Source organism: Streptomyces sp. NBC_01707, assembly GCF_041438805.1.
Lineage (GTDB): Bacteria > Actinomycetota > Actinomycetes > Streptomycetales > Streptomycetaceae > Streptomyces.
In genome coordinates, this window is record NZ_CP109190.1 from 2,627,051 (window position 1) to 2,640,352 (window position 13,302).

The following is a 13,302-nucleotide window of genomic DNA, read 5'->3' on the forward strand; positions in this document are numbered from 1 at the left end:
TTAACGCGGTGTGTGGCCCAGTACACAACCGGGACTCCACGCGGTGCAGTCACCGAAACCATGAAGGAGTTGGCTGGTCTCCGTCCTCGTCTTGTAGATTCGAACGAATGGCGGGGCTCAGTGACCTCACCGCAATACCCAGTTTTCACCCGCATCAACGAAAGAGATCGGCGGCAACGACATGCGGCTGCGCGCACTGCTGGAAACCGATGCGCTGGGCCTGCGGCTGCTCGGCGGCGAGCACGAGCTCGACCGGTCCGTCCGTGGCGTCATGACCACCGACCTGCGGGACCCGAGCCGCTATCTGACCGGTGGCGAGCTGGTACTGACCGGCCTGGCCTGGCGCCGGGACGCGGCGGACTCGGAGCCGTTCGTACGGATCCTCGCGGGCGCCGGGGTCGCCGGGCTCGCGGCGGGCGAGGCGGAGCTCGGCGAGATCCCGGGCGATCTGATCGAGGCGTGCGAGCGGCATCGCCTGCCGATCTTCGCCGTCGATGAGACCGTCGCGTTCGCAACGATCACCGAATACGTGGTGCGTCAGGTCTCCGGTGAGCGAGCGGGTGACCTGGCGGCGGTCGTCGACCGGCACCGCAGGCTGATGACCTCGGGTCCGGCCGGCGGCGGCCCCGACGTGGTCCTGGACCTGCTCGGCTCCGACCTCGACCTGCACGCCTGGGTGCTCTCCCCCACCGGCCGGCAGATCGCGGACGCCGGTGAGCCGCTGCCCGGACAGGTGGGCGCGACGCTGGCGGGCCACCATCTGGCCGCCACCCGCACCGGCCGCCGGGGTCCGCACCGGGCCACGGTCGACGGCATCGCGTATTCGCTGTTCCCGATCCGCAACACCGGCCGGGGCGCGGCCCCCGCCTCCCGCGACGTCCGCGAGTCGGTTCTCTCCGACTGGCTGCTCGCCGTCGAGGCCGACGCGAGCGACTGGCCGGCCGCCCGGCTGGATCTGCTCCAGGGTGTCACCCAGCTGATCGCGGTCGAACGGGACCGGCGCGACGCGGCCCGTACGGTACGCCGCAGGCTCGCCCAGGAAGTCCTGGAACTGGTCCAGACGGGCGCCGCACCCACCGAGATCGCGGCCAGGCTGCGGGTCGCCGCCCCGGTCCTGCTGCCCGGCCTGGGTACCGCACCGCACTGGCAGGTCGTGGTGGCCCGGGTCGAGTGGGGCGCGGAGGGCGCGCCGGGCGCCACGGGCGGGCCGGTCACATCCGGCATCGCGGGCGGCCCGGTCGCCCAGGCGCTGCTGGAGGAGATCCTCGTCGACCCGGCGGTCACCGGCCCCGACTCCGCCGACCGGATCGCGGTCGCGCACACCGGCGACGAGGCCGTCGCGCTCGTACCCCTGCCCGCCCGCGCCGCACCGTCCGCCGATGGCGTGGACGGCACGGAGGCCGACGGCACAGCCGGCGCGACGACGGCCAAGGAGGACCCGGCGCTGCACGCCGACGCGCTGCTCGCCGCCGTGCGCGCGCCGCTCTCCGCCGGCCTTGCCGACGACGGCCGCCTGACACTGGGTGTCAGCGCCGCCGTGCACTCCCCCGAGGGTCTGCGCGGCGCCCTGGAGGAGGCACGGCACGCCCGCCGGGTGGCGGCGGCCCGTCCCGGCCGGGTCTGCGCGGCGGGTCACCACGAGCTGGCCTCGCACGTCCTGCTGCTGCCGTTCGTCCCCGACGATGTGCGCCGTGCGTTCACCGCACGGTTGCTCGACCCGCTGCGCGACTACGACCGACGCCACCGCGCCGAACTCATTCCCACGCTGGAAGCGTTCCTGGACTGCGACGGTTCGTGGACCCGCTGCGCGGCCCGGCTGCACCTGCACGTCAACACATTGCGCTACCGGGTCGGGCGAATCGAGCAGTTGACGGGGCGTGACCTTTCCCGCCTGGAGGACAAGCTCGATTTCTTCCTGGCCCTGCGTATGAGCTGACTCGGCGGACCTACCACAGCCCTGCCCGCGACCGACCGATTGTGAATTCATTCACCTGACCCCTTGGCCCGGCGTGCCATTCCGTGCTGAGATGCCGCCAGACTCAACAGCTCAATGGCGCGCTCGGGGAGGGCAATGTGGCGTATACCGCCATGTCTGGTTCCGGAACGACAGCAGATGACGATCCGCCGCTCCAGACAGCGGTATGGCGGCTGCGGTCACGCGCCTGCTGGACGGATGCCGCCGCTCTGCTCGAGCACGACGCCGCCGCCGATCCGGCAGCGGCACTCCAGCGGACGGCGCTGCTGACCGAGCGGTGCCTGTACACCGGCCAGGGCTGGACCGACGCCGAGGACGCCCTGCGCACCGCCGAGGCCCTCGCCCACGACGACGCCGAGCGCGGGGCCGCGGCGTGCGAACGGGGTCACCTGGCGTACGCATCGACACTTCTCGGGGTACGGGACCGGGCCGACGAAGCCCGTGTCGCGCTGAGCCGGTCGGCCGCGCTGCTCTCCCCCGCCGCCCCGGCGCGCCCGCTGCTCGACTTCCGCCGGGGCCTGATCGCCCAGAACATCGCCGACTCGCCGCAGGCCGCCCGCGCCGCGTACCGCAGGGCGCACGCCGGCGCCACGGCCCAGGGCGACCAACTGCTGCTCTCCTCCACCTGGCGCCATCTCGCGCTGCTCTCGTTGCGCGAGGGCGAACTGGCCGAGGCCCGGCACGGGTTCGCCGAGTCGCTGCGGATACGGGAGGAGCTGGGCTACCTGGTCGGTACGGCCCCCGCCCTCATCGCCCTGGCGGACACCGAACCGGAACCGGAGGCGGCAGCACGGCTGCGCGCCGAGGCGGGCCGCCTCTTCCGCCTCCTGGGCGGCGTCCCCACCTGGCTGGCACCGCACCTGGACCCGCCCACCCCGGAGACGGCCGAGGCGAACTGAGCACGGGCCCGCCGCGGCGGGCCGTCAGGCGCGGTCCTCGACCGGGTCGCCGGGCTTCCAGCCTGCGTCGCTCCACTCGGGGGTCGGCGTCGGACGCGGCGGAGCGGGCGGCGGGTTCGAGCCGCGGTTCGGGTTCTGCGGTACCGCGGCGGCGGGCTTCCCGTTCTGCCCGTCGCTGTCGCGCCGGGGCGGCACGACCGGGGATTTCGGCGGTGCGGGCTTCCTCGTCGACGGCACGGGGACGGCGACCGTGGCGGAGGCGGACGGGGTCGCCGAGGGCGCCGGCGAAGGCGCGGCGGAATCCGCAGGTGTACGGGTGGGGCTCACGCTCGACGACGGCTTCGCGGGAGTGGACGTCCCCGGAGGCCTCCCGGTGGACTTGCCGGACTCGGAGCAGCCCGCCGCCGCCAGCGTCAGTCCCAGCACCACCAGCAGCGCGGACACCCGCCGAGGCACTCGGTTCCGTATCATCCCCGCCCCCTCAAAACGATCACGCGATGAGGGGCACAGAGTATCCACAGCGGTCCGAGCAGATGGTGGCAGCCCGGACGAGGGAGGTCAGCGGTCCGCACCGGTGAAGTGTTCGCGTACCAGCGACTGCACGACGGACAGGTCCTCGGCGATCAGCGCGTCGAGCAGCGCGGTGTGTTCCACGGCGTCGGCGAGGAGGTCGGCCCGCCGGGTGGCCGGGTTGTGCCCCAGGGGCCATTGGGAGCGGCGGTGCAGGTCGTCCGCGACCATCACGAGTTGCTGGTTGCCGGAGAGCGCGAGGACCGCTCGATGGAAGGCCCGGTCGGACTCCGCGTAGCTCGCCCGGTCGCCCACCGCCGCGGCCGCGACCGTGGCGTCGGCCAGCGGGCGCAGAGCGGTCCAGCTGGCCTGGTCCACGGTGCGGGCCAGCCGCAGCATGACGGGGACCTCGATCAGGGCGCGCACCTCCGCAAGCTCGGCCAGCTCGTGCGGGCCGCGCTCGGCGACCCGGAAGCCCCGGTTCGGGACGACCTCCACGGCGCCCTCGATGGCAAGCTGCTGCATCGCCTCACGGACCGGTGTCGCCGAGACTCCGAAGCGGGCGCCCAGCACCGGGGCGGAGTAGACCTGGCCCGGCAGCAGCTCACCGTCGACGAGGGCGGCGCGCAGTGCGTCCAGGATCTGCCCGCGTACGGAGTGCCGCTGCACCACGACGCGGGGCACGGGCGACTCGCAGTGGATGTGCTCCCCGCGGGCCCGTTCGCCGCGCGGCTGTTCACCGGGCGACTGCACACCGGGTTGCTGCTCGTCCCGCGCCCGATGGGCGCGCGCCTGACCCGGCACCCGGTCGGGGGCCGCGGCCGACCGGACGGCCGCGGATGCGGTGGACGTGTACGGCGGACGCACCTGCTGATGCGCTCTGCCCTGCTCCACTCCGACCTCCTCGGCCTGCTCCGGGCAGGGCCGCCTGCGCCATGCCTCCTGTGCACGATAGGCGGAGGAGGGCGCAGTTCAAACATCGATCTCTTCGGGTAAGGTAAGGCTAACCTGCAAACGATCGCGATTCGGTGGTCCCTGCATGACCCTGCCCACCCTGCTTCCCGACACGACGACGTCCGCGGTGTCGGACGCGTACACCCGCCTGGCCGAGGTCTTCACCGGGCTGCGTGCCGAGGTTCTCGGGGACGACGAGCCGACCCCCTCCGGCGTCGGCTGGGTGGGTGCGCACGAGCTCGCGGCCGGCGGCGCCGCTCTGGACACGTTTCTCGCCTGGGACAACGCGCAGGTGCTGCGGGACTACGGGCAGCAGGCGCGGCCCGATGTGGTCGCCAGCTTCGGCCTGCACCGCTACGCCTGGTCGGCGTGTCTTCTGGTGACAGTGCCGTGGTTCCTGCACCGGCGGGTGCCGCGGATCCCCGTCGAGGACGTGGCGTTCCAGCGGACCCTGGGCCATCTGGCCGTGCGCGTAAGGGAGTTCGCCTGCCTGCCGGACGATCCGGCGGCGGCGCTGCCGGGGGCCAGCGTGGTGGCGGACGAGGCCGCGCTGCGAGCCGAGGTGCTGGCCGCGGTGGCCGAGCACATCGGTCCGGTGCTCGACGGCTTCGGCCCCCGGATGCGCCGCGGCAAGCGGGCCCTGTGGGGCATGGCGACGGACGAGATCGTCGAGGGTCTCTGGTACATCGCCCATCTGCTCGGCGAGGAGCGGCGGGCGATGATCGAGCTGGAGGCGCTCCTGCCGGGTACCACCAAGCCGTATGTCGGCACAGCGGGCTTCCGCGAACTGACCGGGCCGAACGGCGAGTCGCTGCCCACCCGCGACCGGGCCAGCTGCTGCCTCTTCTACACACTGCGGCCCGAGGACACCTGCGTCACCTGCCCGCGTACGTGCGACACCGACCGGGTACGGAAGCTGACGCCCGCCTGATCCGTACCGACCGCGCGGCCCGGCGACATTCGAACGCAACTCGGGTGCCACATACGGGCGTTCGAGGAGTTTCAGCCCATCCGCACGACCCCGCACCCCAATGGCATTCTCTTGCCCCGAAACCCTCTGAGCCCGAAGGGATTTCCGCCACTATGGCGCCCGAAACCCCTAACGCGATGCAAGGGACCGCGCATGAGACTGACCGACATATCGCTGAACTGGCTACTTCCGGGCGCAGTCCTGCTCGTGGGGGTCATGGCGGCGGTGGCGATGGTCGCGCGCGGCAAGCGCGCCGCTGACAAGTCCGCGGCCGACGACAGCTGGGAACGCAGCGAGGACCGGCGCAGGCGCAAGGAGGCGCTCTACGCCACCGCCTCGTACGTGCTGCTGTTCTGCTGCGCGGCAGTCGCCGCCGCGCTCTCCTTCCATGGACTGGTCGGCTTCGGCCGGCAGAACCTCAGCCTCTCCGGTGGCTGGGAGTACCTCGTCCCGTTCGGCCTCGACGGGGCGGCGATGTTCTGCTCCGTGCTCGCCGTGCGCGAGGCCAGCCACGGTGACGCGGCGCTCGGCTCCCGGCTGCTGGTGTGGACGTTCGCGGGCGCGGCCGCCTGGTTCAACTGGGTGCACGCGCCGCGCGGCATGGACCATGCGGGTGCCCCGCACTTCTTCGCCGGGATGTCGCTGTCCGCAGCGGTGCTCTTCGACCGGGCACTGAAACAGACCCGCCGGGCCGCGCTGCGCGAACAGGGCCTGGTACCCCGCCCGTTGCCGCAGATCCGGATCGTACGGTGGCTGCGCGCGCCCCGGGAGACCTTCGGCGCCTGGTCGTTGATGCTGCTGGAGGGCGTACGCACGCTGGACGAAGCGGTCGACGAGGTACGCGAGGACCGGCGGGAGAAGGAACAGAACCGTCTCCGCAGGAGGGACCAGGAGAAGCTGGACCGGGCCCACATCAAGGCCTTGAACCGGCAGAACCGGGCCTGGGGCCGGGGCGGCCGGGGCGATACCCAGATCGATGTCTCGGCCATCGCCCCGGCGGCGGGCTCCGCACAGTCCGTCGTGGAGCCCGCCATACCGGAGCCGGGACAGCTGCCTCTACGCCCCAGGCCGTCCCTGCAAGCCGTGAACGGCGCGAGCTCGAAGGGCTCCCCGGACCGCGACACAAGTGATCCGAGGACCGTCGATCTCACCGCCGAGGACGACACCCAGGCCCTGCCCCGGCTCGACTCGCTGGAGCGGAAACTCAAGGACCTGGAGCAGCAGTTCGGCTGATCGGGACCCAGCTCCGCGGCACCCGGACGGTGGACGTCCGTGCGGCTCGAGGCGGAAGGCCCGGTCCTGGCATCCGGCTCGTACGGACTTCCGGACCCCTCAGGGCCTTCCGCCGGCCAGTTCGAACCAGACCACCTTGCCCAACGCGTGCGCCTTCACACCCCAGGCGTCCGCGAGACTCTGCACCAGGATCAGCCCTCTGCCGTGCGTACCGTCGTCGGCGTCCGGTACGTACGACATGGGCAGTCCGGATACGAAATCCCGCACCTCGACCCGTAGCGTCGCGGGCGCCACGGTCACCGTGACGACCGCGCCGTGCCGTGTATGGACCAGGGCGTTCGTCACCAGTTCGCTCAGCAGGAGCTCCGCCACTTCGGCCGACTCCTCGCGCCATCGGTATCGTAGGAATTCCCGCAGCGCACAGCGCACTTCGGAGATGTCCGCCAGATCGGTATGAGCCAGTCTGCGGTGCATTCGAATCAGCTGCTGACGCTCCATCGTTTCCCCCGCGTGCACAGTGAATCACCCCCTTCTCGTCGAACACCTTCCCGGGATGCATGCCCCGCACGCGAGCTGTCACGCTTGTCGACTCATCAATAAGCACATATGGGAACGGGGCAGCCCTCCCGGCCTCGGAAACACGGCCGACACATTCCCGTCTTCGCGGTTAACTTCCAAAAAATTCACATGAGTTGACGTTGACGGGGACATGTCTACGCGCGTCATCATGGTGGACATGCGAATCCCCCCACGGATCACCACGCTCGGCGGTGTCGCCGCCCTCCTGTCCGTCCTCTTCGTCGGTGGCCCCATCACGGCCTCCGCCACCGCCGCCACCGCATCGGTCGGCAGCATCTGCTACTCGGACCTGCCGTCCCAGGCGCACGACACACTCGATCTCATCGAGGCGGGCGGTCCCTACCCCTACTCGCAGGACGGCGTCGTCTTCCAGAACCGGGAAGGCGTGCTGCCCAGCCGGAACACCGGCTACTACCACGAGTACACGGTGATCACCCCGGGCTCACCGACCCGCGGCGCGCGACGCATCGTCACGGGTGAGCAGAGCCAGGAGGACTACTACACCGCCGACCACTACGTCACGTTCGACCTCGTCGACCACGGCTGCTGACGCTCCACCGGCAGCACCCTCCGGACCGGTCCGCGCCGTAGCCCCCCACCTGCGGCGCGGATCACCGGACCGACGGGACGACGGTGCCTTGTACGCTGCGCCCATGACCGTGACCTATGTGATCGACGGCTCCGAAGTCACCGGACTGGAACGGTTCTGGCAGGTGATCGGCGAGGCGGTGAACGGTCCCGGTGGCTACTTCGGCCGCAACCTCGACGCCTTCGCGGACTGTCTGAGCGGCGGCATGGGGACACCGGACGACGGCGACTTCGTCATCGAGTGGCGCGACCACGCAAGCTCCGCACGCGCCCTGGGCCACGAGGAGACCGCACGCCACGTGCGCCGGCTGCTCGGCCGGGCACACCCCACCAACCGGCCGGCCCTCCAGCGGGATCTGGACGAGGCACTGGCCGGACACGGTCCGACGCTGTTCGACCAACTGGTGGAGATCATCGAGGAACGGACCGGACCCGGCACACTGCGACTGCGCTGACCGTCGCCGCGCCTGCCGCCGCGCACCGAGTGCGTACGGCTCCGGTGCCCGCCGGGGCACGTCGTCCGTCACGGACCTGCACCAGGGGTGCCTTGCGCGTCGCCGGGGAAGTGGTGCCATGAGCACCCCGCAGCCGCCGACCCCGAGGAGCCGTGATGCACGACGACCGCACGCTGGTGGAGGGCCGCCTGGAGCGGGCTCTCCATCAATTCATCCGCCCCGCCCAGTACGCGGACCGGTCCCCGCTCGGTCTCTCGGTGTGGCATGCCCCGGGCGAGCCGGTGCCGGTGGTGGAGGCCATGAAGGGGACGTACGAGCCCTTCGCGACCGGAACCGAGTGGGGCAGGCCCTGGTCGACCAGCTGGTTCCGGCTGGAGGGCACGGTGCCCGAGGCGTGGGCGGGGCGCCATGTCGAGGTGGTGGTGGATCCCGGCTTCTCCGGTCAGGGACCCGGCTTCCAGGCCGAGGGGATGCTCTACGACGCCGAGGGCGTACCGCTCAAGGGCATCCATCCGCACAATCGCCATCTGACCGTCTCGGCCTCGGCGTCGGGCGGTGAGTCGGTCTCCCTGCTGCTGGAGGCGGCGGCCAACCCTGCCGTCCTGGAGCACGGCTTCGAGCCGACACCGCTCGGTGACGTCCTGACGGCGGGTGACCGGCCGCTCTACAGGTTCGCCTCCGCGGACCTGGCCGTGCTGGACGAGGAGGTCTGGCATCTCGTCCTGGACATCGAGGTGCTGTCCGAGCTGATGCACGAGCTGCCCGCCGACCGGTCGCGGCGCCACGAGATCCTGCGTGCGCTGGAGCGGATGCTGGACGCCCTGGACCTGCACGACGTGGCAGGCACGGCGGCCGCGGGCCGCGCCGAGCTGGCCGAGGCCCTGTCCCGCCCGGCGTCGGCGAGTGCGCACCGGATCTCGGCGGCCGGCCATGCGCACATCGACTCCGCGTGGCTGTGGCCGCTGCGCGAGACGGTACGGAAGGCCTCGCGTACGTTCGCCAACGTCACCGCACTCGCCCAGGACTATCCGGAGCTGGTCTTCGCGTGTTCGCAGGCCCAGCAGTACGCCTGGGTGCGTGATCATCAGCCGCACATCTGGGAGCGGATCAAGCGGGCGGTGGCGGACGGGCAGTGGGCGCCGGTCGGCTCGATGTGGGTGGAGTCCGATGCCAACATGCCGGGCGGCGAGGCGCTGGCGCGGCAGATCGTGCACGGGAAGCGCTTCTTCGAGCAGGAGTTGGGGGTGGAGACGCAGGAGATCTGGCTGCCGGACTCCTTCGGCTACACGGCCGCCTTCCCGCAGCTGGCACGGCTGGCAGGGGTGAAGTGGTTCCTGACGCAGAAGCTGTCCTGGAACCAGACCAACAAGATGCCGCATCACACCTTCTGGTGGGAGGGCATCGACGGGACCCGCGTCTTCACCCACTTCCCGCCCGTCGACACGTACAACGCGAACTTCCACGCACGTCAACTCGCGCATGCGGAGAAGAACTTCGCGGACAAGGGGCGGGCGACCCGGTCCCTGGTTCCGTTCGGCTGGGGTGACGGCGGGGGCGGTCCGACCCGGGAGATGCTGGAGAAGGCGCGCAGGCTGCGGGATCTGGAAGGGTCGCCGCGGGTGGAGATCGAGAAGCCGTCGGCGTTCTTCGCGGCGGCCGAGGAGGAGTACGCGGAGCAGGCGCCGGTCTGGTCCGGCGAGCTGTACCTGGAGCTGCACCGGGCGACTTACACCACCCAGGCCAAGACCAAGCAGGGCAACCGGCGCAGTGAACACCTGCTGCGCGAGGCCGAGTTGTGGGCGACTGCGGCGGCCCTGCGGGCACCCGGATACGCGTATCCGTACGAGACGCTGGACCGGGTGTGGAAGACGGTCCTGCTGCATCAGTTCCATGACATCCTGCCGGGCTCGTCGATCGCGTGGGTGCACCGCGAGGCCCGCGACACGTACGAAGAGGTGCGGGCGGAGCTGGCGGACCTGGTGGCGGAAGCGGTCACGCAGCTGGGCGCGGCAGATGGACTCGTCGCGCTGAACTCCTCGCCGTACGACCGAGGTCAGGTGATCGAGCTGGATGCGGAGGCAAGCGCTGTGCTGCCGTCCGGCGCCCAGTCGCAGCCGCTGGACGAGGGGCGTACGGCGGTGTTCGCACGGTCACCGGGACTGGGTGCGGGACTGCTCGACGGATCGGCGGTGCCGGAGCGGGAGGCGGTGACGAGCCGCACGGCGGACGGCGGGTTCGTCCTCGACAACGGGCTCCTGCGGGTCACCGTCGACCACGACGGGCTGATCGCGGCCGTCCGCGATCTCGACGCGCATCGCGAGGTCATCGCCCCCGGCCACCGGGCCAACCTCCTTCAGCTGCACCCTGATCACCCCAACCACTGGGACGCCTGGGACATCGACCGGCACTACCGCCGCTCCCGCACCGATCTGACCGATGCCGAATCGGTCGAGCTGGTCGAGGAAGGACCGCTGCGGACGGCGGTGCGCGTGGTGCGGACGTTCGGGAAGTCCCGGCTCGTGCAGGAGATCCGGCTGGCTGCGGGCAGCCGGCAGGTCGACATCGAGACCGAGGTGGACTGGCAGGAGTCGGAGAAGGTCCTCAAGGCTGCATTCCCGCTCGATGTGCATGCCGAACGGTCCACGGCAGAGATCCAGTTCGGCCACGTCCACCGGGCCACGCACGACAACACCGGCTGGGACGCGGCCCGTTTCGAGATCTGCGCGCACCGCTGGCTGCGGGTCGCCGAGCCGGGGTACGGGGTCGCGGTGCTCAACGACTCGACATACGGGCACGATGTGACACGGACCCCGCACGAGTCGGGTCTCGCCACGACCGTACGGCTGACGCTGCTGCGCGCCCCGCACAGCCCGGACCCGGAGACCGACCTCGGGACGCACCGGTTCCGGTACGCGCTGGCGCCCGGCGCGGAGGTCACGGACGCGGTCCGCGCGGGGCTCGCGCTCAATCTGCCGCTGCGGGCGGCAGTGGCCCCGATGGTGCCGTCGCTGATCACCACCGGGCACCCGGCGGTGACCGTGGAGTCGGTGAAGCTGGCCGAGGACCGCAGCGGCGATGTGATCGTGCGGCTGTACGAGTCGGCGGGCGGCCGGGCCGAGGCGGCGCTCCGGGTCGGCTTCCCCGTCGTGCGGGCACAGATCACCGACCTGCTGGAGCGACCCCTGCACGAGGCGACGGCCGATGAGCACGGTCTCGTGCTGGCGCTGCGGCCGTTCCAGATCCTGACGGTACGGCTGACCCCGGCCTGAGCGACCGCCCCGCCCCGGACCGGCTCAGAGCCTGTCGGGTGACCTTCGATCGGAGGTCACCCGACGGGCCCTCAGGGGCGGGGCACGTTCCGCAGGTTGGAGCGGGCCATCTGCACCATCCGGCCCACGCCTCCGTCCAGCACGATCTTGCTGGCGGAGAGCGCGAACCCGGTCACCATCTCCGCGCTGATCCTCGGCGGGATGGAGAGCGCGTTCGGATCGGTGACGACGTCGATCAGGGCCGGTCCCTTCTGCTTGAAGGCGTCCTTGAGGGCGCCTTCGAGCTGCTTGGGCTTCTCGACCCGTACGCCGTAGGCCCCGGCGGCCCGCGCGATCGCGGCGAAGTCCGGGTTCTTGTTGGTCGTGCCGAACGACGGCAGACCGGCGACCAGCATCTCCAACTCCACCATGGACAGGGAGGAGTTGTTGAACAGGACCACCTTCACCGGCAGGTCGTACTGGACAAGGGTCAGGAAGTCGCCCATCAGCATGGTGAATCCGCCGTCGCCGGACATCGACACGACCTGCCGGTTCCGGTCGACGAACTGGGCGCCGATGGCTTGAGGCAGCGCGTTGGCCATCGAGCCGTGGCTGAACGAACCGATCACCCGACGTTTGCCGTTCGGGGACAGATAGCGGGCCGCCCAGACATTGCACATCCCGGTGTCGACGGTGAACACGGCATCATCGTCGGCGAGTTCGTCGAGCACCGAAGCGACGTACTCCGGATGGATCGGGATGTGCTTCTCGACCTTGCGGGTGTACGCCTTGACCACGCCCTCCAGCGCTTCGGCGTGCTTCTTCAGCATCCGGTCGAGGAACTTCCGGTCGGTCTTGGCCTTCACCCGCGGCGTCAGACAGCGCAGCGTCTCGCGGACATCGCCCCACACCGCCAGATCCAGCTTGGAGCGGCGCCCCAGGTTCTCGGGGCGCACATCGACCTGGACGATCTTCACATCGGTGGGCAGGAAGGCGTTGTACGGGAAGTCGGTGCCGAGCAGGACCAGCAGATCGCACTCATGGGTCGCCTCGTACGCGGCGCCGTAGCCGAGCAGCCCGCTCATGCCGACGTCGTACGGGTTGTCGTACTGGATCCACTCCTTGCCGCGCAACGCGTGCCCCACCGGGGCCTTCACCCGCTCGGCGAACTCCATGACCTCGGCGTGCGCGCCCGCGGTGCCGCTGCCGCAGAACAGGGTCACCCGCTTCGCCTCGTCGACCATCCGGCAGAGCTTCTCGATCTCCTCGTCGCCGGGCCGTACCGTCGGCCGCGAGGTGACCAGGGCATGCTCGATCGACTTCTCCGGCGCCGGCTGGGAGGCGATGTCACCCGGCATGGAGACGACGCTGACCCCGCCGCGGCCGATCGCGTGCTGAATCGCCGTCTGGAGCAGCCGCGGCATCTGCTGCGGGTTGGAGATCATCTCGTTGTAGTGGCTGCACTCCTGGAAGAGCAGGCCCGGATGCGTCTCCTGGAAGTAGCCGAGACCGATCTCGCTCGAAGGGATGTGCGAGGCGAGGGCGAGGACGGGGGCCATGGAACGGTGGGCGTCGTAGAGGCCGTTGATGAGGTGCAGATTGCCGGGGCCGCAGGAGCCCGCGCAGGCCGCGAGGGCGCCGGTGATCTGCGCCTCGGCACCGGCGGCGAAGGCGGCGGTCTCCTCGTGCCTGACCTGGATCCACTCGATGGCGGAGTTACGGCGGATGGCGTCGACGACCGGGTTGAGGCTGTCGCCGACGACGCCGTAGAGCCTCTTCACGCCCGCCCGGACGAGAATGTCGACGAACTGCTCCGACACGTTCTGCTTGGCCATGGGTGCGTATCCTCTCCGCGCCGGCAGCGCGCTAGGAGTCCATCAACCCATGGCCC

General features: G+C 70.9%; 11 protein-coding genes. 7 read left to right on the forward strand and 4 right to left on the reverse strand.

From position 1 onward, the window contains the following. Positions 1-181 precede the first annotated feature (181 nt). Both OG963_RS11785 and OG963_RS11790 read left to right on the forward strand, forming a co-directional pair. Positions 182-1,936: a PucR family transcriptional regulator ligand-binding domain-containing protein gene (locus OG963_RS11785; RefSeq protein ID WP_093775772.1), complete on the forward strand. Its 1,755-nt coding sequence runs from the start codon at positions 182-184 to the stop codon at positions 1,934-1,936. Positions 1,937-2,088: 152 nt separating this feature from the next. Then, entirely contained in the window at positions 2,089-2,874 is a 786-nt protein-coding gene (locus OG963_RS11790) for a hypothetical protein (RefSeq protein ID WP_093776172.1), read from the forward strand. 24 nt (positions 2,875-2,898) lie between these two features. Here OG963_RS11790 and OG963_RS11795 read toward each other — a convergent pair whose 3' ends face one another. Further along, positions 2,899-3,345: a hypothetical protein gene (locus OG963_RS11795; RefSeq protein WP_371798865.1), complete on the reverse strand. Its 447-nt coding sequence runs from the start codon at positions 3,343-3,345 to the stop codon at positions 2,899-2,901. Positions 3,346-3,432: 87 nt separating this feature from the next. Continuing rightward, positions 3,433-4,278 carry a GntR family transcriptional regulator gene (locus OG963_RS11800; RefSeq protein ID WP_030917040.1) on the reverse strand — a complete coding sequence of 282 codons (846 nt, stop codon included), beginning with the start codon at positions 4,276-4,278 and terminating at the stop codon, positions 3,433-3,435. 145 nt (positions 4,279-4,423) lie between these two features. On the opposite strand from OG963_RS11800, the gene OG963_RS11805 reads away from it, so the two are divergent. Both OG963_RS11805 and OG963_RS11810 read left to right on the forward strand, forming a co-directional pair. Beyond that, on the forward strand, positions 4,424-5,269 hold the full coding sequence (locus tag OG963_RS11805) for a (2Fe-2S)-binding protein (protein WP_371798866.1): 846 nt from the start codon (positions 4,424-4,426) through the stop codon (positions 5,267-5,269). A 192-nt stretch (positions 5,270-5,461) separates the two neighbouring features. Further along, the gene (locus OG963_RS11810) at positions 5,462-6,541 is read left to right on the forward strand and encodes a DUF2637 domain-containing protein (RefSeq protein WP_093775764.1); all 1,080 of its coding nucleotides are present in this window, start codon (positions 5,462-5,464) and stop codon (positions 6,539-6,541) included. 99 nt (positions 6,542-6,640) lie between these two features. Here the strand turns inward: OG963_RS11810 and OG963_RS11815 are convergent, their stop codons facing one another. Further along, positions 6,641-7,015, reverse strand: coding sequence for an ATP-binding protein (locus OG963_RS11815; protein WP_371126449.1), 375 nt, complete (start codon positions 7,013-7,015; stop codon positions 6,641-6,643). 262 nt (positions 7,016-7,277) lie between these two features. Between OG963_RS11815 and OG963_RS11820 the strand changes: the two genes are divergently transcribed. The 3 genes from OG963_RS11820 (at position 7,278) to OG963_RS11830 (ending at position 11,432) form a co-directional block, all read left to right on the forward strand. Beyond that, a complete protein-coding gene (locus tag OG963_RS11820; RefSeq protein WP_030917051.1) occupies positions 7,278-7,670 on the forward strand; it encodes a ribonuclease domain-containing protein in 393 nt (130 codons plus the stop codon). Between the two features lie 103 nt (positions 7,671-7,773). Beyond that, positions 7,774-8,163, forward strand: a complete 390-nt coding sequence (locus OG963_RS11825) for a barstar family protein (protein ID WP_093775763.1) — start codon at positions 7,774-7,776, stop codon at positions 8,161-8,163. A 155-nt stretch (positions 8,164-8,318) separates the two neighbouring features. After that, on the forward strand, positions 8,319-11,432 hold the full coding sequence (locus OG963_RS11830) for an alpha-mannosidase (RefSeq protein ID WP_371798867.1): 3,114 nt from the start codon (positions 8,319-8,321) through the stop codon (positions 11,430-11,432). A 71-nt stretch (positions 11,433-11,503) separates the two neighbouring features. On the opposite strand, the gene OG963_RS11835 is transcribed toward OG963_RS11830, so the two are convergent. Then, positions 11,504-13,246: a pyruvate dehydrogenase gene (locus OG963_RS11835; protein ID WP_371798868.1), complete on the reverse strand. Its 1,743-nt coding sequence runs from the start codon at positions 13,244-13,246 to the stop codon at positions 11,504-11,506. Positions 13,247-13,302 lie beyond the last annotated feature (56 nt).

Bases quoted from the DNA above. Each gene is read 5' to 3' on its own strand.
- OG963_RS11785 (WP_093775772.1), top strand. From the start codon at position 182: ATGCGGCTGCGCGCACTGCTGGAAACCGATGCGCTGGGCCTGCGGCTG.
- OG963_RS11790 (WP_093776172.1), top strand. From the start codon at position 2,089: ATGTCTGGTTCCGGAACGACAGCAGATGACGATCCGCCGCTCCAGACA.
- OG963_RS11795 (WP_371798865.1), bottom strand. From the start codon at position 3,345: ATGATACGGAACCGAGTGCCTCGGCGGGTGTCCGCGCTGCTGGTGGTG.
- OG963_RS11805 (WP_371798866.1), top strand. From the start codon at position 4,424: ATGACCCTGCCCACCCTGCTTCCCGACACGACGACGTCCGCGGTGTCG.
- OG963_RS11810 (WP_093775764.1), top strand. From the start codon at position 5,462: ATGAGACTGACCGACATATCGCTGAACTGGCTACTTCCGGGCGCAGTC.
- OG963_RS11815 (WP_371126449.1), bottom strand. From the start codon at position 7,015: ATGCACCGCAGACTGGCTCATACCGATCTGGCGGACATCTCCGAAGTG.
- OG963_RS11820 (WP_030917051.1), top strand. From the start codon at position 7,278: ATGCGAATCCCCCCACGGATCACCACGCTCGGCGGTGTCGCCGCCCTC.
- OG963_RS11825 (WP_093775763.1), top strand. From the start codon at position 7,774: ATGACCGTGACCTATGTGATCGACGGCTCCGAAGTCACCGGACTGGAA.
- OG963_RS11830 (WP_371798867.1), top strand. From the start codon at position 8,319: ATGCACGACGACCGCACGCTGGTGGAGGGCCGCCTGGAGCGGGCTCTC.
- OG963_RS11835 (WP_371798868.1), bottom strand. From the start codon at position 13,246: ATGGCCAAGCAGAACGTGTCGGAGCAGTTCGTCGACATTCTCGTCCGG.